Origin of the sequence: Pseudomonas oligotrophica (assembly GCF_021726475.1) — a bacterium.
Classification (GTDB): Bacteria; Pseudomonadota; Gammaproteobacteria; order Pseudomonadales; family Pseudomonadaceae; genus Stutzerimonas; species Stutzerimonas oligotrophica.
Window position 1 is genome coordinate 306,062 of sequence record NZ_JAKJRU010000003.1, and the last position, 22,245, is coordinate 328,306.

At 69.0% G+C, this 22,245-nt stretch carries 18 protein-coding genes; 10 read left to right on the forward strand and 8 right to left on the reverse strand.

Annotated features, from left to right (window positions below):
- The first annotated feature begins 123 nt into the window (after positions 1–123).
- Genes dsbD through dsbG form a run of 3 tightly spaced genes read left to right on the forward strand, consistent with a single transcriptional unit; the run spans position 124 to position 3,433 of the window.
- Positions 124–1,860, forward strand: a complete 1,737-nt coding sequence (gene dsbD, locus L3N39_RS08455) for a protein-disulfide reductase DsbD (protein WP_237256883.1) — start codon at positions 124–126, stop codon at positions 1,858–1,860.
- On the forward strand, positions 1,860–2,675 hold the full coding sequence (locus L3N39_RS08460; RefSeq protein ID WP_237256884.1) for a TlpA family protein disulfide reductase: 816 nt from the start codon (positions 1,860–1,862) through the stop codon (positions 2,673–2,675). Before dsbD ends, L3N39_RS08460 begins: the two co-directional genes overlap by 1 nt.
- Positions 2,675–3,433, forward strand: a complete 759-nt coding sequence (dsbG, locus tag L3N39_RS08465; protein WP_431978017.1) for a thiol:disulfide interchange protein DsbG — start codon at positions 2,675–2,677, stop codon at positions 3,431–3,433. The genes L3N39_RS08460 and dsbG overlap by 1 nt, the downstream gene beginning before the upstream one ends.
- A 153-nt stretch (positions 3,434–3,586) precedes the next feature.
- On the opposite strand, the gene L3N39_RS08470 is transcribed toward dsbG, so the two are convergent.
- Together L3N39_RS08470 and L3N39_RS08475 are read right to left on the reverse strand one after the other, a co-directional pair.
- On the reverse strand, positions 3,587–4,258 hold the full coding sequence (locus tag L3N39_RS08470; protein ID WP_237256886.1) for a DUF4197 domain-containing protein: 672 nt from the start codon (positions 4,256–4,258) through the stop codon (positions 3,587–3,589).
- A gap of 60 nt (positions 4,259–4,318) precedes the next feature.
- Complete coding sequence (locus L3N39_RS08475) at positions 4,319–5,323, reverse strand: AraC family transcriptional regulator (protein WP_237256887.1); 1,005 nt, start codon at positions 5,321–5,323, stop codon at positions 4,319–4,321.
- Between the two features lie 142 nt (positions 5,324–5,465).
- On the opposite strand from L3N39_RS08475, the gene L3N39_RS08480 reads away from it, so the two are divergent.
- Positions 5,466–7,067 carry an FAD-dependent oxidoreductase gene (locus L3N39_RS08480; protein ID WP_237256888.1) on the forward strand — a complete coding sequence of 534 codons (1,602 nt, stop codon included), beginning with the start codon at positions 5,466–5,468 and terminating at the stop codon, positions 7,065–7,067.
- Positions 7,068–7,099: 32 nt separating this feature from the next.
- Complete coding sequence (locus L3N39_RS08485) at positions 7,100–8,830, forward strand: thiamine pyrophosphate-binding protein (RefSeq protein ID WP_237256889.1); 1,731 nt, start codon at positions 7,100–7,102, stop codon at positions 8,828–8,830.
- A 27-nt stretch (positions 8,831–8,857) separates the two neighbouring features.
- On the opposite strand, the gene plsB is transcribed toward L3N39_RS08485, so the two are convergent.
- Together plsB and L3N39_RS08495 are read right to left on the reverse strand one after the other, a co-directional pair.
- Positions 8,858–11,350, reverse strand: coding sequence for a glycerol-3-phosphate 1-O-acyltransferase PlsB (gene plsB / locus L3N39_RS08490; protein WP_237256890.1), 2,493 nt, complete (start codon positions 11,348–11,350; stop codon positions 8,858–8,860).
- Between the two features lie 186 nt (positions 11,351–11,536).
- On the reverse strand, positions 11,537–11,878 hold the full coding sequence (locus L3N39_RS08495; RefSeq protein ID WP_237256891.1) for a hypothetical protein: 342 nt from the start codon (positions 11,876–11,878) through the stop codon (positions 11,537–11,539).
- 225 nt (positions 11,879–12,103) lie between these two features.
- On the opposite strand from L3N39_RS08495, the gene L3N39_RS08500 reads away from it, so the two are divergent.
- The 4 genes from L3N39_RS08500 (at position 12,104) to L3N39_RS08515 (ending at position 16,005) form a co-directional block, all read left to right on the forward strand.
- Positions 12,104–13,027, forward strand: coding sequence for an ATP-binding cassette domain-containing protein (locus tag L3N39_RS08500; protein ID WP_237256892.1), 924 nt, complete (start codon positions 12,104–12,106; stop codon positions 13,025–13,027).
- Positions 13,024–13,755 carry an ABC transporter permease subunit gene (locus tag L3N39_RS08505; RefSeq protein ID WP_237256893.1) on the forward strand — a complete coding sequence of 244 codons (732 nt, stop codon included), beginning with the start codon at positions 13,024–13,026 and terminating at the stop codon, positions 13,753–13,755. The genes L3N39_RS08500 and L3N39_RS08505 overlap by 4 nt, the downstream gene beginning before the upstream one ends.
- A 13-nt stretch (positions 13,756–13,768) precedes the next feature.
- Positions 13,769–15,604 (forward strand): GldG family protein, encoded by a 1,836-nt coding sequence (locus L3N39_RS08510; protein WP_237256894.1) that lies wholly within the window; start codon positions 13,769–13,771, stop codon positions 15,602–15,604.
- 191 nt (positions 15,605–15,795) lie between these two features.
- Entirely contained in the window at positions 15,796–16,005 is a 210-nt protein-coding gene (locus L3N39_RS08515; protein ID WP_237256895.1) for a cold-shock protein, read from the forward strand.
- A gap of 142 nt (positions 16,006–16,147) precedes the next feature.
- Here L3N39_RS08515 and L3N39_RS08520 read toward each other — a convergent pair whose 3' ends face one another.
- From L3N39_RS08520 to L3N39_RS08535, 4 genes are all read right to left on the reverse strand, one after another.
- On the reverse strand, positions 16,148–16,519 hold the full coding sequence (locus L3N39_RS08520) for a hypothetical protein (protein WP_237256896.1): 372 nt from the start codon (positions 16,517–16,519) through the stop codon (positions 16,148–16,150).
- A gap of 25 nt (positions 16,520–16,544) precedes the next feature.
- Positions 16,545–17,348, reverse strand: coding sequence for a putative RNA methyltransferase (locus L3N39_RS08525; protein ID WP_237256897.1), 804 nt, complete (start codon positions 17,346–17,348; stop codon positions 16,545–16,547).
- On the reverse strand, positions 17,342–18,490 hold the full coding sequence (dapE, locus tag L3N39_RS08530) for a succinyl-diaminopimelate desuccinylase (protein WP_237256898.1): 1,149 nt from the start codon (positions 18,488–18,490) through the stop codon (positions 17,342–17,344). Before dapE ends, L3N39_RS08525 begins: the two co-directional genes overlap by 7 nt.
- An 89-nt stretch (positions 18,491–18,579) precedes the next feature.
- A complete protein-coding gene (locus tag L3N39_RS08535; protein ID WP_237256899.1) occupies positions 18,580–21,168 on the reverse strand; it encodes a glycosyltransferase in 2,589 nt (862 codons plus the stop codon).
- Between the two features lie 170 nt (positions 21,169–21,338).
- On the opposite strand from L3N39_RS08535, the gene tcdA reads away from it, so the two are divergent.
- Positions 21,339–22,148 (forward strand): tRNA cyclic N6-threonylcarbamoyladenosine(37) synthase TcdA, encoded by an 810-nt coding sequence (gene tcdA / locus L3N39_RS08540; RefSeq protein ID WP_237256900.1) that lies wholly within the window; start codon positions 21,339–21,341, stop codon positions 22,146–22,148.
- Positions 22,149–22,245: the final 97 nt, after the last annotated feature.

Below are 22,245 nucleotides of genomic sequence, written 5' to 3' on the forward strand. Positions count from 1 at the left end.
AAAACAACAAGTGTCGACCTTAGCGATTAAGGCAGCGTTATGCAGCCGCGGCCAATCCGTTAATGGCGCGTTAATCGGCCGGCCCCATGCTGCACGGCGTCCAACGGTGGTTAGGGAGTCTTCATGCGCGCGCTGCTGTTTCTTCTGTTCGTCCTGGCGCCCGGCCTGGCGCTGCCGGCCGGCGGCCTGTTCGGCGCGGGCTCGCAGGCCGATTTCCTGCCGGTGGACGAGGCCTTCGCGCTGACCGTCAGCGCGGATGAGGCGGGCGCGACGCGCCTGCACTGGCAGATCGCGCCGGGCTACTACCTCTACCAGCAGCGCTTGAAGTTCGACGGCCTGCCGGCCGAGCGCCAGCCGCCGCTGCCCGCGGGCGAGCCGCACAGCGACGAGTTCTTCGGTGACCAGCAGGTCTATCGCGACAGCCTCGAGCTGGTCGTTCCGCCGGGCGCGGAGGGCCGCGTGCGCCTGGGCTGGCAGGGCTGTGCCGATGCCGGGCTGTGCTACCCGCCGCAGACCCGCGAGGTCGCGCTCGGCGTTGCCGCCGTGGCGCCGGCAGCCACGGCCCAGGCCGAGGACCAGGCGTTGGCCAGCGGCCTGGCCAGCCAGGCGCTGGCCTGGAGCCTGCTGCTGTTCTTCGGCCTCGGCCTGCTGCTGGCCTTCACCCCGTGCTCCTTGCCGATGCTGCCGATCCTCGCCGGCATCGTCGTCGGCGGGGGCGCCACGCCGCGGCGCGGGCTGGCCCTGGCCGGCAGCTATGTGGTCAGCATGGCGCTGGTCTATGCGGCGCTCGGCGTGCTTGCCGCGCTGCTCGGCGCCAACCTGCAGGCGGCGCTGCAGCAGCCCTGGCTGCTCGGCAGTTTCGCCGCGCTGTTCGTCTTTCTCGCCTTGCCGATGTTCGGCCTGTTCGAGCTGCAGCTGCCGGCCGCGCTGCGCGATCGCCTGCAGCGCGCCGGTGATCGCCAGCGCGGCGGCAGCCTGGCCGGTGCAGCGGCGCTGGGTGTGTTGTCGGGCCTGTTGGTCGGCCCCTGCATGACCGCGCCGCTGGCTGCCGCGCTGCTCTATATCGCGCAGAGCGGCAGCGCGCTGCAGGGTGGCCTGGTGCTGTTCGCCCTGGGGCTGGGGATCGGCACGCCACTGTTGCTGCTGGTCACCGTCGGCAGCCGCTTTCTGCCGAAGCCCGGGGCCTGGATGGAGCGGGTCAAGGTGGCCTTTGGCTTCTTCTTTCTCGCCGCGGCGCTCCTGGTCGCCCGTCCGCTGCTGCAGGACTGGCAGTGGCTCGGCCTCTGGGGTGCGCTGCTGCTGAGCGGCGCCGTCGTGCTGCTGCACCTGGCCGGCCAGCTCGGGCGTGGCCAGCTGCCGTCGCGCGCGGCTGGCGTGCTGTGCGGGCTGTGGGGCGCGGCGATGCTGCTCGGTGCCGCCGGCGGGGCGAGCGACCCCTGGCGGCCGCTGGCGGTGTATGCCGGCGGTGCGGCGCTCGAACGGGCCGGCGCCGCGCCGGCGCTGACCTTCGACCAGCCGGCGGTGCTGGACCGCGAACTGGCGGCGGCGCGGGCGCAAGGCCAATGGGTGCTGATCGACTACTACGCCGACTGGTGCGTGTCCTGCAAGGTCATGGAAAAGGAGGTGTTCGGCAATGCCGAGGTGCAGGCCAGCCTTGCGGGCGTGCGGCTGCTGCGCCCGGATGTCACCGCGAGCAATGCCGCCAGCCGCGAGCTGCTCACGCGCTACGGCGTGCTCGGCCCGCCGACGCTGCTGTGGATCGGCCCCGACGGCGAGGAGCGTCGTGAACGGCGCATCACCGGCGAGGTCGGTGCAAGGGATTTCCTCGAACACTGGACGCAGACAAGGGAGCGAGGTTGATGTTGACGCTGAACGTCGGGCCGCTGGCCCTGGCGATGCCGCACGTCCTGCTGCTGGGCAGCCTGTTGCTGGCGACCGTGGTTGGCTGGTGGGTCGGCCGGCGCCATGGCTGCAATCCCGAGCGCCAGCTGTTCCACCTGCTGCTGGTGGGCCTGCTCGTTGCCCGGCTGGCGTTCGTGGTGCGCTATTTCGAGCATTTCCAGGGCGAGCCGTGGCGGGTGGTCGACATCCGCGACGGCGGCTTCATCGCCTGGCCGGGGCTGCTGGCGGCGCTGGCGCTCGGCACCTGGCAGGGCTGGCGCGACCGCGGGCTGCGCAAGCCGCTGGGCATCGCCCTGGCGACCGGCGTGCTGGCCTGGGGCAGCGGCAGCTACGTGCTGCATTCGCTGGAGCAGGGCACGCGCCTGCCCGAACTGGCGCTGCGCGATGCCGAGGGGCGCCCGGTGGCGCTGGAGGACTACGCCGGCCAGCCGCTGGTGGTCAACCTCTGGGCGACCTGGTGCCCGCCGTGCCGGCGCGAGATGCCGGTACTGGCCGAAGCCCAGGCCCGCGAGCAGGACACGCTGTTCCTGTTCGTCAACCAGGGCGAGGGCAGTGGCGAGATCGAACGCTTCTTCGCCGCCCAGGGTCTGTCGCTGGACAACGTCCTGCTCGACAGCGGCGGCCGCCTGGGCCAGCACGTCGGCTCCACCGCGCTGCCCACCACGCTGTTCTACGACGCCGAGGGCCGCCAGGTCGGCAGCCATCTCGGCGAATTGTCCCGTGCCAGCCTGGCGCGGGCCTTGGAAGTACTGAAAGAGGATGCCCCGCAGTGATTCGATCCGCTCCGTTTCTGCTCGCAGGCCTGGGCCTGCTGAGCACTCCCTTCGTGCAGGCCGAAGAGTGGCCGGAACCGATCCGCGCCGTCGAGGCGCGCGGCGCCCAGGTGGTCGGCAGCTTCGATGCGCCCGGCGGCCTCAAGGGTTACGCGGCGCGCTACAACGGCCAGGGCATTGCCCTGTACCTGACTCCCGATGGCGAGCACGTGGTGATCGGCAGCCTGCTCGATGCCAAGGGCGACGACCTGACCCGCGCACCGCTGGAAAAGCTGGTCTACGAGCCGCTCGGCAAGGAGATGTGGTCGCGCCTGGAAAACAGCACCTGGATCGCCGACGGCCGCGACGATGCGCCGCGCGTGGTGTACATGTTCAGCGACCCGAACTGCCCCTACTGCAACATGTTCTGGAAGCAGGCGCGGCCCTGGGTGGAGTCCGGCAAGGTGCAGCTGCGCCACATCATGGTCGGCATGCTGCGTGTCGACAGCCTGGGCAAGTCCGCCGCGCTGCTGGCGGCCAGCGACCCCGAGGCGGCGCTGGAGGCACACGAGTCCGCCGGCAAGGCCAGCAAGCTCAAGGCCCAGGAAAAGGTCTCGGCGGCAATGCGCCAGAAGCTCGACGACAACCTGATGCTGATGGGCGAGACCGGCGCCCAGGCGACGCCGGCGATCTTCTACATGGATGCCAAGGGCCGGCTGCAGCAGCACCAGGGTGCGCCGCAACCCGAGGCGCTGGAGCAGATCATGGGGCCGCGCTGACGGCGACGATGGGGCAGGCGTGGAAAAGCGCTGCGCGCGTTTTTCCACCCTACGAATGCGGGGTTGGTGGGCTGAAGCCCACCCTACAGTGCCCACCCGACGGAGGCTGGATGGCCGCAGCCATCCACGCGGGCAGGCGGATCGGTGCACCGGTCAAAGCGCGCCGAACACCTTCTTCGCCAGGCTGGTGGCGGCGGCGGCCGGGTCCTTGCGGATGCTCGCTTCCTGCTCGGCGATCACCGTGAACAGGCCGTCGAGCGCCTGCTCGGTGACGTAGCTCTCGATGTTGGCGTAGTTGCCGTTCAGCGCGGCCGGCACCTTGGCCGCCACCGCGTTGTACTGCTGGGCCAGGCCGACCTGGTCGGTGGCCTGCTTGACGATCGGCAGGAAGCGCGCGCGGATCTGCTCGCGGCTGGACTGGTCCAGGTACTGGGTGGCCGAATCCTCGCCGCCGGCCAGGATCGCCTTGGCATCCTGCACGGTCATCTTGCGCACGGCATCGAGCAGCAACTGCTGGGCCTCCGGCACGGCCTTCTCGGCGGCCAGGTTCATGCTGTTCTCCAGCTGCTCGACCTGTGCGCCCATGCCGAGCATCTTCAGCATGCGCGAGGCCTTGCCGATGTTGCCCGGCAGCTCGATGCGCACGTCCGGGTCGGCGCTGAAGCCGCCGGGCTTGCCGAGCTGTTGCACGGCGACCTTGGCGCCCTGGGCGAGGGCGTCCTTGAGGCCGGCGCTGGCATCGCTCTGGGTCAGGTCGGCGAGCGACAGGGCGAAGGCGCCGGCAGACAGCAGCAGGCCGGCGGCAAAGGTGGCGATGCGAAGCATGGGGGTTCCTCCGAATGGGTGGCGGCGAGCTTAACAGCTGCCGTGGCGCTGCGCGTGCGGTCAGCTGATGTCGAAGTTGCCCTTGCGCCACAGCTGCGGCGCCATTCCGCTCCAGCGCTTGAATGCGCGGGAGAAGGCCGTTTCGTCAGCGTAGCCCAGGTGCAGCGCGAGATCGGTGATCGACTGGGCGGACAGCCGCAACTGGTGGCGCGCCTCGGCATAGCGCACCTGGTCGAGCAGCCCGCGAAAGCTGTGACCGTTGCGCTGCAAGGCGATCTGCAGGCTGCGCGGATGCTGGCCGAGCAGGCGCGCGACCACCTCCAGCCGCGCCTCGCCGGTGGAGAGGATCGACTGCAACACATAGCGGATCTGCTCGGTGAGGTCGCTCGGCAGGTGCTGGCTGTGGTGGTACTGCTCGATCAGGTGCGACTTGAGCTGATGCCGCTGCTCCAGCGGGCGCAGGTCGAAGATGCTGCGGTCGGTGACGAAGCCGCTGCTGCGCTGCTCGAACCGTAGCGGGCAGGGAAATACCCGTGCGTAGTCGGCTGGCTCGCCCAGCGCCGCGTGGCCGACCAGCAGCTCGTGTGGCTGCCAGCCGGTGCCGAACAGGCCGGTCATGGTCCGCTGCATCACTCCCAGGCCCAGCTCGCGCAGCTGGCGCAGGTCCACGGCGTCCTGCAGCTGCAGGCGGTATTCCACGTGCAGGCGCTCGCCTTCGCCGTGCAGATACAGGGCGATGCCCTGGGCATGCAGGTGCACGTACTGCTGGGTCAGCTTGAGCACCTCGGCGAAGTTCTCGGACTGCGCCAGTAGCAGGCCGAACGGGCCAAGCACCAGATAGTCGTGATACTCGCTCAACTGCAGGCCGAAGCTGGGCGCCGGCCCCTCGGCGGCCGCGAGGTTGAGCGCGCGGGCGAAGCTGGCGTAAGGCACGTACAGGTCCGGCCGGCGCAGCACCAGCGGATCGAGGTCGCAGCGGCGCAGCAGCTCGTGCGGGTTCAGGTCGTAGCGTCGGCACAGGCTGTCGAAGCCGATGAACACGGCGCTGCGGGCGATCTGGGTCATGTTCGGCATCCGTTGGGCGAGGGTGCATTGCGGGCATGGATTCGCAATATGTCAACCAGGCATTCGTGAAAGGTCAGGCTGCCGACGCTGCACTTGCCTAGGCTGGGGCGCATCGAATCGCACTTCTGCCAGGAGGCCCGGCATGCAGCCTACCCATCATCGTTGTGAAACCCTGGTGATCGGCGCGGGGTTGGCCGGCATCAGCACGGCGCTGGAGCTGCTCGAACGCGGCCGCCAGGTGCTGCTGCTGGACGCCGCGCCGCGCAGCCAGTGCGGCGGCCAGGCCAACGATGCGTTCGGTGGCATGTTGCTCTGCGGTACGCCGGAGCAGCAGCGCAACAAGGTGCAGGATTCGCCCGAGCTGCTGCTGGAAGACTGGCTGCGGGTAGCCGCCTTCGATGTCGACGACCACTGGGGGCGGCGCTGGGCCGAGCACTATGCCGAGCGCAACAAGGCGGACATCTACGACTGGCTGCGCCAGCGCGGCGTGAGCTTCTTCCCGGCGGTGCAGTGGGTCGAGCGCGGCAATTTCGGCGACGGCAACGCGCTGCCGCGCTACCACGTGGCCTGGGGCTGCGGCCGCGGCGTGGCGCAGACGCTGGCGCGGCGGATGTTCGAGCATACTGGCCTGAGCTGCCTGTTCGAGCATCGCGTGCTGGGCCTGGAAACGCGCAACGGTGCCGTGGTGGGCTGTCATGGCCGCAGCGACGCGGGCGGGTTTCGTATCGACGCCGAGCATGTGGTGCTGTGCAGCGGCGGCATCAATGGCGACCTGGCCAAGGTGCGCCAGCACTGGGACCCGCTGTACGGCCCTTGCCCGGAGAACATCCTCAACGGCACCGACCCGCGCGCCGATGGCGAACTGCATGGGCAGGTGCAGGCCGCCGGTGGCCAGGTGGTCAAGCTCGGGCGCATGTGGAACTACGCCGCCGGCATCGCCCATCCCGAGCCGCAGTTTGCGCAGCACGGCCTGAGCCTGATTCCCTCGCGCTCGGCGCTGTGGCTCGACGCCCGCGGGCAACGCATCGGCCCGCAGCCGCTGGTAGGCGGCTTCGACACCCATGACCAGTGCAAGCGCATCGGCCACTTGCCCGGCCAGTACGGCTGGCAGCTGCTCAACTGGCGCATCGCGATCAAGGAATTGGCGATTTCCGGCACCGACAGCAACCCGCATTTTCGCGACCGCAAGCTGTTACCGCTGCTCTGGCAGCTCGCCACCGGCAACCGCCAGCTGGTGCGCTGGCTGATCGAGCGCTGCCCGGATGTGCTGGCCGCCGAGACGCTGCCGCAACTGACCGAACAGATGGCCGCGCTGGCCGCCGATGGCCGACTTGAGCCCGACCTGCTGGCGGCCACGCTGGCGCGCTACGATGCCGGCATCCGTCGTGGTCCGGCGCTGTACAACGACGAGCAGTTGCGCCGCCTGCAGCAGCTGCGCCAGTGGCGCGGCGACCGTGTACGCACCTGTCGGCCACGGCCGATCGTCGATGCCGGCAGCGGCCCGCTGATCGCCATCCGCACCCGCCTGATCAGCCGCAAGAGCATGGGCGGCATGCTCACCGACCTGCACTCGCGGGTACTCGACGCCCGCGGCGAGCCGCTGCCCGGCCTGTATGCGGCCGGCGAGGCGGCCGGCTTCGGCGGCGGCGGCATCAGCGGCATCCGCTCGCTGGAAGGCACCTTTCTCTCCAACTGCATCCTCAACGGTCGCCGCGCCGCGCAGGCCATCGCCGGCCACGCCTGACCCAGACAAACACAAGAACAAGGAGCACCACCATGAAGAAGACCGGCGCCGCACTCGCACGCTTCGCCCTGGAACAGCTGGGCGTCAGCCACACCTTCGGCATTCCGGGCGTGCACAACACCGAGCTGTACGACGAGCTGAACGCCTCGCCAAGCATCCAGCCGGTGCTGGTGACCCACGAATGCGGCGCGGCCTTCATGGCCGATGCCTTCAGCCGCACTGGCTCGAGCATCGGCACGCTGGTGATCGTGCCGGCCGCCGGCGTCACCCATGCCGCCAGCGGCATCGGCGAGGCGGGGCTGGACGGCATTCCCATGTTGATCCTCTCCGGCGGTATCCACAGCGAAAGCGGCCGCCACTTCCAGTTGCACGATATCGATCAGCACGCGCTGCTGGCGCCGATCACCAAGGCGAGTTTCCGCATCCTCAGCCATGCCGAGGTGATCCCCACGCTGTATCAGGCCTACCGCATCGCCACCGCTGGCGAGCCGGGCCCGGTGTTCGTCGAGCTGCCGTACAACATCGGCAACTTCCTCGGCGAGGTGGAGGAGATGCCGGCCTTCGTCGCCGAACCGCCGACGCCGCAGCCAGACCCGGAACTGCTGCGCCAGGCCGCGCGGTTGCTGGTCGACGCGCGCCAGCCCGGGCTGTTTCTCGGCTGGGGCGCGATGGGGGCGCAGGCCGAACTGATCCAGCTGGCCGAACTGCTCGCCGCGCCGGTCTGCACCACGCTGCAGGGGCTCAGCGCTTTCCCGGCCACGCATCCGCTGCATGTCGGCATGGGCTTCGGCGATTACGCGGTGCCGGCCGCGGCCAACGCCTTCGCCGATTGCGACTGCCTGCTGGCGGTGGGCACGCGCTTCGCGGAAATTCCCACCGGCAGCTACAGCATGCCGGTGCCGGCGAAGCTGATTCACCTGGACATCAACCCGCAGGTGTTCGGTGCCAACTACCCCGCGCGTATCTCCCTGGCCGGCGCGGCCGAGCAGCTGGTCCCGGCGCTGCTCGCCGAGGTCCGCGCCTTGCGCAGCGCGCCGCCGCGCAGCGAACTGCCGCAACGGATCGCCGCCGACAAGTCCGCGTACGTCAAGGAATGGCTGCAGCACGACAGCCATGGGCGGGTGAACCCCGCGCTGTTCTGCCAGGCGTTGCGCGCGCAGCTCGGCGACCAGGCGATCGTGGTCGCCGACGATGGCAACCACACTTTCCTGCTGGCCGAGCTGATGCCGATCCACGCCGCGCGCGGCTTCATCTCGCCCAGCGACTTCAATGCGATGGGCTACTGCGTGCCGGGCATGATCGGCGCCAAGCTGGCCAACCCGCAGCGCCAGGTGGTCGGCGTGGTCGGCGATGGCGCGCTGCGCATGACCGGCCTGGAGCTGGTCACCGCCAGCAGCCTGGGGCTCGAGCTGGTGCTGTTCGTGTTCAACGACGGCGAGCTGTCGCAGATCGCCCAGGCGCAGGAGATTCCCTACAACCGCAAGACCTGCACCGTGCTGCGGCCGCTCAACCTCGCCGCGCTGGCCGAAACCACCGGCGCGGCGTTCGTCGCCATCGAGAACAACGCGCAGTGTGCCGACGGCATCACCCGGGCCCTGGCGCTGGCCGGTGAGGGCCGGCCGGTGCTGGTGGACGTGCGCATCGACTACAGCAAGCGCACGCGCTTCACCGAAGGCGTGGTCAAGGCCACGCTCAAGCGCTTCACCCCACGCGACAAGCTGCGCGTGGTGAGCCGGGCGCTGTGGCGGCGGGTGACCGGCTGAGCCGCGCCATGAACCGGGTCGGGTGCGCTAGCTGCCCGGCTGCTGCGTCTCGTCGTCCTCGTGGCGCTCCAGCGCGACCTGGCGGATCGACAGGCGCACCTCGGCCGGCAGCACGCGCTTGGCGGCGCCCTCGGCCAGTTCACCGAGCATGGCGTGGTAGCCCAGCTTGCCGGCTTCGTCGCGATGCACCACGCCCTCGGCCTGCAGCGTGGCGATGAAGTGGCGGAACAGTGTCTTGTCGAAGAATTCCGGTGCGTTGAGCCCATGCAGGATCGACAGGCGCTGGGCCATCACCGTGCTCAGGTTCTCCAGTTCCTCGGCGCTGAGGCTGTACTGGCCGCTGTTGAGCAGCAGCGAGATGGCCATGTAGAAGCGCTGCAGGGTCTGCACGATGACCCGGGCCAGCAGCGTCAGCAGAACGAACTGCCGCGAGCTGGGGGCCGGGCGCACGTAGCTGTCGCCATCGACCTTGAGCAGGCCCTGCTCGACGAAGGCCGCCAGCCAGCGGTCGATCACCCCGGCCAGTTCCTCGACCTCCCAGCGAATGAACAGCTCGGCGCGCAGGTAGGGGTACAGCGCCTCGGTAAAGCGCAGGATCTGCTCGCGGCTGATCCGCGCGCTGCTCTGGAACAGGCTCGCCAGCAGCGCCGGCAAGGCCAGGATGTGCATCACGTTGTTGCGGTAGTAGGTCATCAGGACGGCGTTCTGCTCGTCCAGGTAGAGGATGTTGCCGAGCGCATCCTTTTGTTCGGCGATCAGCCCCAATGCCTTGACATGGGCGATCAGCGCCTGGCCGTCGCCTTCGGGCAGGGTGGTATGCGGCGAGTAGGGCACCGCGCGCAGCAGGGTCTGGTAGAGGTCCAGCACCCGCGCCAGCGAACGCTCGTCCAGCGCCTGGCGGTTGGTCGAGAGCATCGCCAGGGCCACCAGGTTGACCGGGTTGATCGCCGCCGCCTCGTTCAGGCGCTGGGCGATGCGCTCGGCCAGCCGGTTGGTGGTGTCGTTGAGCCAGGCGGGACGGGCATCGGCGGCGTAGCTCTGCTGGCGCCAGCCGGGCTGCTCCTGCTCGAGGAACTCGCCGAGCTTCAAGGGCTCGCCGAAGTTGACCCAGACCTGGCCGAAGCGCTGCCTGAGCGCGCCGATGACCTTGAAGATATCGAGGATCGATTCCTTCTTCTTCGCCGCGCCGCGCAGCTCGCCCAGGTAGGTGCGGCCTTCGAGCACCCGTTCGTAGCCGATGTACACCGGCACGAAGAGCACCGGCAGACGCGAGGAGCGCAGGTAGCTGCGCAGCGTCAGCGCCAGCATGCCGGTCTTGGGCTGCAGCATGCGCCCGGTGCGCGAGCGGCCGCCCTCGACGAAGTATTCGACCGGAAAGCCGCGGGTGAACAGGGTGTGCAGGTATTCGTTGAACACCGCCGTGTACAGCGGGTTGCCCTTGAACGAGCGGCGCATGAAGAAGGCGCCACCGCGGCGCAGCAGCCCGCCGACCACCGGCATGTTGAGGTTGATGCCGGCGGCGATGTGCGGCGGTGTCAGGCCATTGCGGAACAACAGGTAGGACAGCAGCAGGTAGTCGATATGGCTGCGGTGGCAGGGCACGTAGACCACCTCGTGGCCGCGTACCGCCTCCTGCAGCGGCTCCAGGTGGTTGACCCGGACGCCGTCGTAGATCTTGTTCCAGAACCAGGACAGCACCACCTCGAGGAAGCGCACCGCCGTGTAGGCGTAGTCCGAGGCGATCTCGTTGCCATAGCGCAGCGCGCGGGCCTCGGCCTTGTCGAGGGCGATCTTCTCGCGCTCGGCCTCCTCGCGGATCGCCTCGCGCACGGCGGGCGCATGCACCAGGCCCTTGACCAGGTTGCGCCGGTGCGAGAGGTCGGGGCCGATCACCGAGGTCTTCTGCTGGCGGAAGTGCACGCGCAGCATGCGATGGACCATGCGCAGCGTGCGTTCGTGGCCCTTGTTCTGCGCCACCAGTTCGTCGAGCTGGATCGGCGTGGAGAACTGCACCCGCGTCTTGCGGCCGAGGATGAGGATGCTCAATAGCTTGCGCAGCCGGCCGGTCACCGCCCAGCTATCGGCGAACAGCAGCTTCCAGGGGCTGGTCTCGCGGTCCGGCGACTGGCCCCAGAACACGCTGACCGGGACGATCTGCGCGTTGTCCACCGCGTTCTGCTCGAGCGCGCCGACCAGCCGCACCAGCGGTGCGGGCGGCTCCGGCCGGCTGCGGCGGCCGAACCAGTCCGCCGCCGGGGCGAGGAAGAAGAACGCCGCCGGCTCCAGGTGATCGCCCACCGCCACTTCGGCCACCGGCCGCGGCAGCCCGGCCTTGCTGCACTCGGCATCGAGCACCGCGAGGTCGCTCAGCGAGGCGCGTGGCAGCACATAGAACACCGGCTGGCTGCGGTCGAGCTTGAGGGTGAAGGCGGACTGGTTGATGGTCTCCGAGCGTACCCAGAGGTAGAGCACGCGGCGCAGCAGGGAGAAGGCCAGGCGGCGGAAGGGGGAACGAGTCATGCGGCGGTTTCGGTTGTGAAAGGGCCAGGCCCCGGAAGCCGGCAAGTGTGCCGCAAGCGCCCCTGCCGGGCAAAAGCCTGGCGCCGCGGCCGGCCGCACGCCGCGCGTTTTGCACCGGGCTGTGGCCGGTTTGCCCTGCGCGTCATGGGCGACAGGTTTCCAGGAGCGCCGCCGGCCCGCTCCGCCTCAGTTGCCCCAGAAGCGCCACCACTTGCGCCGCTCTTCGCGCGACTCCTGGCCCTGTTCGGAACCGCGGCCGAGCTCCTTCTGCACCTGCTCCTGCTTCATTTCGCGCTGGCGGTCCATCCCCTGGTTGTCCTGCTGCTCGCGGTAGCGATCGCGCTGCTGCATGTTGTTGCGCTCGAGCGCTTCGCGCCGCTCCTGGGACTTGTCCATGTTCATCTTGCCGGCCGGCTGGCTCTGCTGGTAACGCTCCTTGCCCTTGCCGTCCTGCGCGCTCTGCGCCTGGGTAGCTGCGGTAGCCGCAGCCAGGGCCGCAAGCATGCCGATCAGAATGGTTGTTTTCATGGCGGGGGTCTCACGCTGTGTGGGTGATACATGGGCCAGTATAGATCGCGCCGGGAGTGGGGCCGGGCAGCGGCACGCATGGCGACATCCAGTCCAGCGGCCGGCCCGCCAGCACCCCGTGGTTGCGATTAGCCGGCCCGTCTTCATATAGTTCCGCGGCATTTTGCAGGCCTGGCTCGGCGCGAGCGGCGAGCCAGGTGGTGACCGCACGGGTGACAAGGCCAAATGATCGAACTCAAGAGTCTGACTAAACGATTCGCCCAGCACACGGCAGTGGATGCGCTGTCCTTCAGCGTCCAGCCGGGCGAGGTGCTGGGGTTCCTCGGCCCGAACGGGGCCGGCAAGTCCACCACCATGAAGATGCTGACCGGCTTTCTTGCGCCGACCGCCGGCACCGCGAGCATCTTCGGCCACGATATCCGCACCCGCACGCTGCAGGCGCAGCGGCTGACCGGCTACCTGCCCGAAGGCGCGCCCTGCTACGGCGACATGACGGTGCGCGGCTTTCTCGAGTTCATCGCCGAGGTGCGCGGCTTTCGCGGCGCCGAGAAGCGCGCGCGGGTCGAGCGCGCGGTGGCGCAGGTGGAGCTCGAGCGGGTACTGGGGCAGGACATCGAGACCCTGTCCAAGGGCTTCAAGCGCCGGGTCGGGCTGGCCCAGGCGATCCTCCACGATCCGCGCGTGCTGATCCTCGACGAGCCCACCGACGGCCTCGACCCGAACCAGAAGCACCAGGTCCGCCAGCTGATCCAGGGCCTGGCGCAGGACAAGATCGTGATCATCTCCACCCACATCCTCGAGGAAGTCAGCGCCGTGTGCAGCCGTGCGCTGGTGATCGCCGCCGGCCGGCTGGTCGCCGATGGCACGCCGCTGGAGCTGGAGCGCCGTTCGCGCTACCACCAGGCGGTGACGCTGGTCGCCGATGGCCCGCTGGACGAGCAGGCGTTTGCCGCGCTGCCCGGCGTGGCGGGCATCGAGCGCAACGCCGCCGAGCACAGCCTGACGGTGCTGGCGCAGCCGGACGCGGTGATCCTCCCGCAGGTCAATGCGCTGGTCGCCGCGCGCGGCTGGACGATCCGCGAGCTGAACGTGGAGCGCGGCCGCCTCGATGAAGTCTTCCGTACCCTGACCCGTGGAGAAGCCGCATGAGCCAGTTGCCGGTGATCTTCAAGCGCGAGCTGGCGAGCTACTTCGCCACGCCGCTGGCCTACGTGTTCATCCTGATCTTCCTCGTCCTGTCCGGGGTGTTCACCTTCTACCTGGGCGGCTTCTACGAGCGCGGCCAGGCCGACCTGACGCCGTTCTTCAGCTTCCACACCTGGTTGTACCTGTTCCTCATCCCGGCGATCGCCATGCGCCTGTGGGCCGAGGAGCGCAAGTCCGGCTCCATCGAGCTGTTGATGACCCTGCCGATCACCCGCTTCGAGGCGGTGACCGGCAAGTTTCTCGCCGCCTGGGTGTTCGCCGCCCTCGCGCTGCTGCTGACCTTCCCGATGGTCGTCACGGTCAACTACCTCGGCGAGCCGGACAACGGCGTGATCGTCGCCGCCTACCTCGGCAGCTGGCTGCTGGCCGGCGCCTTCCTGGCGATCGGCTCGTGCATGTCAGCGCTGGCGAAGAACCAGGTGATCGCCTTCATCCTCGCCGTCAGCGTCAGCTTCCTGTTCATCGTCAGCGGCCTGCCGATGGTGCTCGATGCCTTCGCCTGGGCGCCGCAGTGGCTGGTCGACGCGGTGGCCTCGCTGAGCTTCCTGGTGCGCTTCGACTCGATCAGCAAGGGCGTCATCGACCTGCGCGACCTGCTGTATTTCCTCAGCCTGATCGTCGCCTGGCTGGCCGCCACCGCCGTGGTGGTCGACCTGAAGAAAGCCCAGTAAGGAAGCTGCCGACATGAAACGAGTGATCTATTCCGGTGCCGGCCTGCTGCTGATCGCGCTGGCGTTCCTGGCCTTCAACATCCTTTCCGGGCTGGGCCTGAACAATGCCCGGCTGGACCTGACCGAGCAGAAGCTCTACACCATTTCCGACGGCACCCGGCGGATTCTCGAAGGGCTGGATGAGCCCATCGAGCTGAAGTTCTTCTATTCCGACGAGGCCGCCAAGGAACTGGTGACGCTGCGCAACTATGCACGCCGCGTCGAAGAGATGCTCAAGGCCTACGGGCGGGCCGCCGGTGGCAAGCTCAAGCTCGAGGTGATCGATCCCGAGCCGTTCTCCGAGGCCGAGGACCAGGCCGCCGAGTTCGGCCTGCAGGGCGTGCCGCTGGACCAGGGCGGCGACAAGGTCTACTTCGGCCTGGCCGGGACCAACGCCGAAGGCGCCAGCCAGACCATCCCGTTCTTCCCGCTGGACCAGGAGGAATTCCTCGAGTACGAGATCAGCCGCCTAGTGCAGAGCCTGGCCAGCGCCAGGATGCCGGTGGTCGGCGTGCTGTCGGGGCTGCAGCTCAACGGCGGCTTCGACATGCGCAGCCAGCAGCCGACGCCACCGTGGATGGTGCTCGAGGAGATTCGCCAGCTGTTCCACATCGAGAGCCTGCGCCGTGACATCGATGCCATCCCCGAGGACGTCTCGGTGCTGATGCTGGTGCACCCCAAGCAGCTGCCGGAGCAGACACTCTACGCGGTCGACCAGTTCGTCATGCGCGGCGGCAAGCTGCTGGTGTTCGTCGACCCCTACAGCGAGGCCGACCCCGGCATGGGCATCGGCCCGGGCGAACAGCTGGCCGAGGAGCGGGGTTCCGAGCTCGAGCCGCTGTTCAAGGCCTGGGGGGTGCGGCTGGTGCCGCAAAAGGTGGTGGCCGACGCTGGCTTCGCCATGTCGGTAGGCATGGGCGTCGAGCGCCGGCCGGTGCGCCACCCGGGCTGGCTGGACCTGACGCGCCAGGCGATCGATGCCGACGACGTCACCACCGCGCCGCTGGAAAGCCTGACCCTGGCCACCGCCGGCATCCTCGAGCCGCTGGACGGGGCGAGCACGCGCTTCACGCCGCTGCTGAGGAGCTCCAACCTGGCCGCGCCGCTGGATGCCGAGCGCTTCGCCATGCTCGACAACCCCGAGACGCTGCTCGGCGAGCTGCAGCCGAGCGGCGAGCGCTACGTGCTGGCGGCGCGCATCCAGGGCCCGGCCGGGTCGGCCTATCCGAACGGCATCGAGGGGCGCAAGGACGGCCTCAAGCAAAGCGAGGGGATCAACGTCATCGCGGTGGCCGACACCGACCTGCTCAGCGATCGCATGTGGGTGCAGGTGCAGGACTTCTTCGGCCAGCGCGTCCCGCAGCCCTGGGCCGACAACGGCGCCTTCGTGGTCAACGCGCTGGACAACCTCGCCGGCAGCGATGCGCTGATCAGCGTGCGCTCGCGCGGCCGCTTCACCCGGCCGTTCGTCGTCGTCGAGCAGTTGCAGCGCCAGGCCGAGGCGCGGTTCCGCGAGAAGGAGGAAGTGCTGCAGCAGCGCCTGGCCGCCACCGAGCAGAAACTCGCCGAGCTGCAGAGCCCCGAGCCGGAGCAGGCGCTGGAGCTGAGCGCCGAGCAGCAGGTGGCGCTGCAGCAGTTCCTGCAGGAGAAGCTGGCGATCCGCAAGGAGCTGCGCGAGGTGCGCTACCAGCTCAACGCCGACATCGAGGCGCTGGGCCGCACGCTGAAGCTGCTCAACATCGCGCTGCTGCCGGCACTGCTGACGCTGGCCGCGCTGGCGCTCTGGCTGTGGCGCCGCCGCCGGGCCTGAAGCCCCGCCGGGCGGGCTGCTGCGCGCTGCGTCGGTCCGCTCGGGTTGCAGGCTTTCAACCGGCAGACCTTGTTCCTATACTCGAACGCGGTCGTATTCGCGGGCAGGCGGTTCCACAAGAATGGCCAGGCCCGCGGCGACCGATCCCACCCCTTCGGGGAATAATAAAAAGCGAGTTGGAGAAGTGTCAGATGGCTGAGCGCGAAGTCGGAACCGTCAAGTGGTTCAACGATGCCAAGGGCTATGGGTTCATTCAGCGCGGTAACGGGGCGGACGTGTTCGTCCACTACCGCGCGATCCGTGGCGAAGGCCACCGTTCGCTGGCCGAAGGCCAGCAGGTGGAGTTCTCGGTGATCCAGGGCCAGAAGGGCCTGCAGGCCGAGGATGTCGCCGGCGTCTGACTCCGGCTGCTGTAGGACAAAGCCCGCCGTGATGGCGGGCTTTGTCGTTTTCGGGAGGGTTGCGCGGTGGGCTGAAGCCACCCTACGCGCGGAGTGCGATCGGGGGAGGGTTCAGATACCGGGCCTTGCGACCCTGGTGCGATCAACCCGTGCGCCAGACGATCTCCTGCTCGCCCTCGGCATCGACGCGGATCCAGCGGTCGGCGTCGTCCTCGCCTTCGTCTTCGCTCCAGCCGCCCGGGGCGCAGCGGATCTGCACGCCGAGCGCCTGGTGCGCCGCGCGGGCGCAGGCGATGTCGTCGGCCCAGGGCGTGGCGGCGCTTTCCAGCAACAGGCAGTGCCACTTGCCGACCGCGTTGGGCAGCCAGGTCACCGGGATGCCGGCGGCGCTGCACTTGAAGGTCTGGCCTTTCTGCTGCCAGGGCGTGCAGGGGCCGATGGCCTCGGCCAGCCATGCGCCTACGGCCTCCTGGCTGGCGTCCTTCAGGTAGATCTCGATGTCCGGTTGCCGCATCTGGGCTGCCTCGTGTGGGTCGGTGTCAGTCGCGCTCGATCCAGTCGTAGCGTATCGCAACGCGCACGCTGAGCGGCGCGTCGATCACCGCGGCGCGGCGCTCGGCGCTCGCGCGCCAGCCGTGCGGGGTCATCGCCAGCAGGTCGGCGCGGGCCTGGGCATCGTCGAGCTGCAGGCGGTAGGTCAGCGTCTCGCTGTGCGCCAGGTGCATGCCGTCTGGAATCAGCGCCAGGTGCTTCTCGTCGTCGTAGTCGCGCACCTCGTCATAGAGCCGCTCGCGCAGCTCCCACAGGTGCTCGCGGGTCGGCCCCATGCGCAGCAGGCCGCCGCCGGGGGCGAGCAGACGATGTGCCTCGCTCCAGTCCAGCGGGCTGAACACGCTGGCCAGCAGGTCGCAGCTGGCATCGGCCAGCGGCACGCGGGCCATGCTCGCCACCAGCCATTCGAGCTGAGGCGCGCGCTTGCAGGCACGCTTGATCGCCTCGCGGGAGATGTCCAGCGCGTAGCCCTGGGCCGTTGGCAGCGCCTCGGCGAGCTGGGCGGTGTAGTAACCCTCGCCGCAGCCGATGTCCAGCCAGGCGCGCGGCGCGCGTGCGGCAGCCAGTTCGGCCAGGCGCCGGGCCAGCGGCGCGTAGTGGCCGCCGTCGAGGAAGCGCCGGCGCGCCTCGACCATGGCCTGGTTGTCACCCGGATCGCGGCTGTTCTTGTGCTGCACGGGAAGCAGGTTCAGGTAGCCCTGGCGCGCACGGTCGAAGCGGTGGTTGGCCGGGCAGGCGACGCCATTGTCGACCGCGGCCAGCGGCGCCCGGCAGATCGGACAGGTCAGCATGCGAGCAGGCGCACCAGGGTCTGGTAGTAGATCTCGGCGAGCAGGTCGAGGTCGCTGGCCAGCACGTGCTCGTCGACCTGGTGGATGGTCGCGTTCACCGGGCCGAGCTCGACCACCTGGGTGCCGAGCGTGGCGATGAAGCGGCCATCGGAGGTGCCGCCGCTGGTCGACGGCGTGGTGTTGCGGCCGGTGACCGCGCGGATGCTCGCCGACACCGCATCGAGCAGCTCGCCCGGCTCGGTGAGGAACGGCAGGCCGGACAGCGCCCAGTCGACGTGCCAGTCCAGGCCGTGCTTGTCGAGGATCGCCGCGGTGCGCCGCTGCAGGTCCTCGACCGTGGATTCGGTGGAGAAGCGGAAGTTGAACACCGCGCTCAGCGTGCCGGGAATGACGTTGGTCGCGCCGGTGCCGGCGTTGAGGTTGGAGATCTGGAAGCTGGTCGGCGGGAAGAAGGCGTTGCCGTCGTCCCAGTGCTCGGCGGCCAGTTCGGCCAGCGCCGGCGCGGCGAGGTGGATCGGGTTCTTCGCCAGGTGCGGGTAGGCGACGTGGCCCTGCTGGCCGCGTACGGTGAGGGTGCCGCCGAGCGAGCCGCGGCGGCCATTCTTCACCACGTCGCCGACCAGCGCGGTGCTCGAGGGTTCGCCGACGATGCACCAGTCCAGCCGCTGGCCGCGCTCGCGCAGGCGCTCGACCACCGCCTTGGTGCCGTGGTGCGCCGGGCCTTCCTCGTCGCTGGTGATGAGGAAGGCGATCTGCCCCTTGTGATTCGGGTGATCGGCAGCGAAACGCTCCACTGCCACGACCATGGCCGCCAGGCTGCCCTTCATGTCTGCCGCGCCGCGGCCGTGCAGCATGCCCTGCTCGTCGATGCGCGCGGCGAACGGCGGGTTGTGCCAGGCCTCGACCGGGCCGGTCGGCACCACGTCGGTGTGCCCGGCGAAGCACAGCACCGGGCCTTCGCTGCCGCGCAGAGCCCAGAAGTTGTCCACGTCCTCGATGCGCATCGGTTCGACGGCGAAGCCGCAGGCCGCCAGGCGCTGGCCCATCAGCTGCTGGCAGCCTTCGTCCAGCGGCGTCACCGAGGCGCGGTTGATCAGCTCGCAGGCCAGTTGCAGGGTCGGGGAGAGGGCAGGGGCGGTCATCGGGGCTCCGGTCAGCAGGGCGGAAAAGGCGGCATATTAAAGCAGAACGCCCGGCGACTGGGCCGGGCGTTGCGGGTGTTGCAGCGGGCTCAGGCCGGCTTGGCCTGGACGTGCTGCTGCGGCTTGGGCAATGACGAGAGCAGCGCCATCACCAGCGCGGCAACGTAGGGCAGCGACTGGATCAGCAGCACGGCGACCCAGAACATCACGTCCAGCCCCGGTTGCGGCTGGGTGACGCTGATGCCGAGCGCGGCGCTCCACAGCAGCAGCATGACGAAGGCTTCCTCGCGCGCTTCGGCCAGCGCCACCAGCAGGCCGTGGCTGCTGCGCATCTTCGGCGTGCGGAAGAACGGGATGCTGCGCGTGACCACGCCGAACAGCACGGCCTTGGCGATGGTGTGCGACAGCGCCAGGCCGGCCACCGCGGCGAACACCGCATCGCGCATGTTCACGCCTACCGCGCGGCGGTAGAGGAACAGGATCTTGCCCAGCTTGAAGAAGAACAGCGCCAGTGGCGGCAGGGCGAAGATCAACAGCGGCGGGTCGACCCGGTTGGGCACGATGATCATCGCCGCCGACCAGAGCAGCGCGCCGGCGGTGAAGAAGATGTTCAGCCCGTCGGCCACCCACGGCAGCCAGCCGGCGACGAAGTGGTAGCGCTGGCCGCGGGTCAGCTCGCTGCCCCGGCCGAAGAACAGGCTGGCCAGGTGGCGCTTCATGATCTGCATTGCGCCATAGGCCCAGCGGAAGCGCTGCTTCTTGAAGTCGATGAAGGTGTCGGGCATCAGGCCCTTGCCGTAGCTCTGCTCGGAGTAGGCCGCCGACAGGCCCTTCTCGAACACCCGCAGGCCCAGCTCGGCGTCCTCGGTGATGCACCAGTCGGCCCACTTCAGCTCGTCGAGCACGCTGCGCCGGGTCATGGTCATGGTGCCGTGCTGGATGATCGCGTCGCGGTCGTTGCGGGTGACCATGCCGATGTGGAAGAAGCCCTTGTACTCGGCGTAGCAGAGCTTCTTGAACAGCGATTCATCCTCGTCGCGGTAGTCCTGCGGCGACTGCACCACGGCGATCTTCGGGTCGGCGAAGTGCGGCACCATGTGGCGCAGCCAGTCGGGGCCGACGCAGTAGTCCGAGTCGATCACCGCGACCACCTCGGCATCCGGGTGGGTGTGTCCGAGCGCGTAGTTCAGCGCGCCGCCCTTGAAGCCGGCCAGCGGCGCGACGTGGAAGAAGCGGAAGCGCTCGCCGAGCCGCTCGCAGTGCGCCTGCACCGGCTCCCACACGGCCGGGTCGCGGGTGTTGTTGTCGATCACCAGCACTTCGAAGTTCGGGTAGTCGAGCCGGGCCAGGGCGTTGAGCGTCTGCTTCACCATTTCCGGCGGCTCGTTGTAGCAGGGCACGTGGATCGACACCATCGGCCGGTAGCCGCTCTCGTCGGTCACCGGCAGGAACGGCCGCACGCGCTTGCGCTTCCACACCGTCTCGGCCAGCTCGTGGGCCTCGGTGAGCAGCACCACCATCACGCCCAGCGCACCGAGCGCCAGCAGCACGCCAACGGTCAGGCTGAACCAGGTGCTGTACTGCTGGCTGAAGTCGTAGGCGATCCACACCAGCATGGTCGCGGCAAGGAAGGCGACGATGGTGAGGAAGGTGCGCCCGCGCTGGCGCAGCGCGCTGCCGTCGATCAGCAGCAGGGCCAGGGCGAGCAGCGCGAGGATGCCCGAGGCGCTGGCCAGCAGGCGCCACTGCGGGATCTCGACCACCGGCCCGGTGAGCGGGAACTTCGGCTGGCGCTCGGCGTTGTAGACGCCCCAGTAGGCGCCGACCGCGCCTTCCTCGCCGGCCTTCCACGGCTGGTCGAAGGCCTCGATGACGAAATAGTTGTAGCCCTTGGCGTTGAGCTCGTTGACCAGCGTGCGCAGGTAGATCGCCTGCTCGGCCTGGTCGGCCTCGGCGCCGCCGCGGGTCCGGCCGTTGCTCGGCCAGCCGACTTCGGCCAGCAGCAGCGGCTTCTTGGGGAACAGCTTCTTCAGCTCGCGCGCGCGCTCGAGCACGAAGTCCACCGAATCCTCGCGCGGCACGAACTCCCAGTAGGGCAGCACGTGGGCGGCGACCAGGTCCACGTGGCGGGCCAGCTCCGGGTACTTCTGCCAGATGTGCCACTGCTCGGCGGTGGTCACCGGGACCTTCAGCGCGCTGCGCACGCGGTCGAGGTAGGCGGTCATCTGCTCGAGGGTCACCTCCTCGCGAAACAGCGCTTCGTTGCCGACCACCACGCGCACCACGCTGCGCTCCTGGCGGGCGATCTCGATGCCGCGGGCGATCTGCCGCTCGTTGGCCTCCAGGTCGTTGCTCAGCCAGATGCCCAGCGTCACGCGCATGCCGACTTCCTCGGCCAGGCGCGGGATGTCGGCCAGGCTGCCGTCCACCGAATAGGTGCGGATGTTGTCGGTCTGATGACTGAGCAGTTCGAGGTCGGCGCGGATCTCGTCCTCGGTCGGATAGAGGTTGTCCTGCGGGGCCTGGTGCAGGCGGAACGGCGAGAAGGAATAGCCGGCGATCTGGTCGGGCCAGTCCGGCGCAGCCACCGGTTGGTTGAACCAGGCCCACAGGCCAGTGAACAGCGAGGCCACGGCCACGACCATGACCAGGTTGAGACCCAATTTGCGAGCAGACATCGGTGCGAAGTTCCAGGAGAAGGAACGAAGGGAAGGACCGGCGGACGCCGGCTGGCGCGCATCCTACTCCCGGCCTTGGTGACTGTATAGAGGGCCGCGAGGCGCTCGTCCAATTGCCGTGGCGAGGGCCCGAGCACCTATAATCGCGGCTGGTTTTCGAGGGGTGAAAGATGACGATCGATGAGCAGCGTTTCGGCGGCATTGCCAGGCTTTACGGGCGCCAGGGGCTCGAGCGGCTGGCCGCTGCGCACGTCGCGGTGGTCGGGCTCGGCGGGGTCGGCTCCTGGGTCGCCGAGGCGCTGGCGCGCAGCGGTGTCGGCGAGATCAGCCTGTTCGACCTGGACGACGTCTGCATCACCAACACCAACCGGCAGATCCAGGCCATCGACGGCGCTGTGGGCAAGCCGAAGGTCGACGAGATGGCCGCGCGCATCCGCGCGATCAACCCGGCCTGCCGGGTGCATGCGGTGGCCGACTTCGTCACCCGCGAGACCATGGCCGAGTACATCACCGAGGGCTTCGACTGCGTCATCGACTGCATCGACAGCGTGCCGGCCAAGGCCGCGCTGATCGCCTGGTGCAAGCGTCGCAAGATCCAGATCGTCGCCACCGGCGGCGCCGGCGGGCAGGTCGACCCGACGCAGATCCAGGTCGCCGACCTGAACAAGACCTTCAACGATCCGCTGGCAGCCAAGGTGCGCTCGCTGCTGCGCCGCGAATACGGCTTCTCGCGCACACCCGGGCGCACCTACAGCGTGCCCTGCGTGTTCTCCACCGAGCAGCTGCGCTATCCCAAGCCGGACGGCGGGGTGTGCCAGAGCAAGAGCTTCGTCGGCGAGGGCGTCAAGCTCGACTGCGCCGGCGGCTTCGGCGCCGCGATGATGGTCACCGCGAGCTTCGGCATGGTTGCCGCGGCGAAGGCGGTGGACAAGCTGGTGGCCGGCGCACGACGGCCGAGCGAGCGCGCCGGACGCAGCTGATTCAGGCTTCTTCGCGCGACACCGCTCGTCGTGTTTGCCTCGCCAGCCGCTCTGCAATGGGCCTCGGAAAAAGTTCCCCTGTCACAAAACCTTTACG

Coding starts and splice junctions, on each gene's coding strand:
- dsbD (WP_237256883.1), top strand. CDS start 124: ATGCGCGCGCTGCTGTTTCTTCTGTTCGTCCTGGCGCCCGGCCTGGCG.
- L3N39_RS08460 (WP_237256884.1), top strand. CDS start 1,860: ATGTTGACGCTGAACGTCGGGCCGCTGGCCCTGGCGATGCCGCACGTC.
- L3N39_RS08470 (WP_237256886.1), bottom strand. CDS start 4,258: ATGCTTCGCATCGCCACCTTTGCCGCCGGCCTGCTGCTGTCTGCCGGC.
- L3N39_RS08475 (WP_237256887.1), bottom strand. CDS start 5,323: ATGACCCAGATCGCCCGCAGCGCCGTGTTCATCGGCTTCGACAGCCTG.
- L3N39_RS08480 (WP_237256888.1), top strand. CDS start 5,466: ATGCAGCCTACCCATCATCGTTGTGAAACCCTGGTGATCGGCGCGGGG.
- L3N39_RS08485 (WP_237256889.1), top strand. CDS start 7,100: ATGAAGAAGACCGGCGCCGCACTCGCACGCTTCGCCCTGGAACAGCTG.
- plsB (WP_237256890.1), bottom strand. CDS start 11,350: ATGACTCGTTCCCCCTTCCGCCGCCTGGCCTTCTCCCTGCTGCGCCGC.
- L3N39_RS08495 (WP_237256891.1), bottom strand. CDS start 11,878: ATGAAAACAACCATTCTGATCGGCATGCTTGCGGCCCTGGCTGCGGCT.
- L3N39_RS08500 (WP_237256892.1), top strand. CDS start 12,104: ATGATCGAACTCAAGAGTCTGACTAAACGATTCGCCCAGCACACGGCA.
- L3N39_RS08505 (WP_237256893.1), top strand. CDS start 13,024: ATGAGCCAGTTGCCGGTGATCTTCAAGCGCGAGCTGGCGAGCTACTTC.
- L3N39_RS08510 (WP_237256894.1), top strand. CDS start 13,769: ATGAAACGAGTGATCTATTCCGGTGCCGGCCTGCTGCTGATCGCGCTG.
- L3N39_RS08515 (WP_237256895.1), top strand. CDS start 15,796: ATGGCTGAGCGCGAAGTCGGAACCGTCAAGTGGTTCAACGATGCCAAG.
- L3N39_RS08520 (WP_237256896.1), bottom strand. CDS start 16,519: ATGCGGCAACCGGACATCGAGATCTACCTGAAGGACGCCAGCCAGGAG.
- L3N39_RS08525 (WP_237256897.1), bottom strand. CDS start 17,348: ATGCTGACCTGTCCGATCTGCCGGGCGCCGCTGGCCGCGGTCGACAAT.
- dapE (WP_237256898.1), bottom strand. CDS start 18,490: ATGACCGCCCCTGCCCTCTCCCCGACCCTGCAACTGGCCTGCGAGCTG.
- L3N39_RS08535 (WP_237256899.1), bottom strand. CDS start 21,168: ATGTCTGCTCGCAAATTGGGTCTCAACCTGGTCATGGTCGTGGCCGTG.
- tcdA (WP_237256900.1), top strand. CDS start 21,339: ATGACGATCGATGAGCAGCGTTTCGGCGGCATTGCCAGGCTTTACGGG.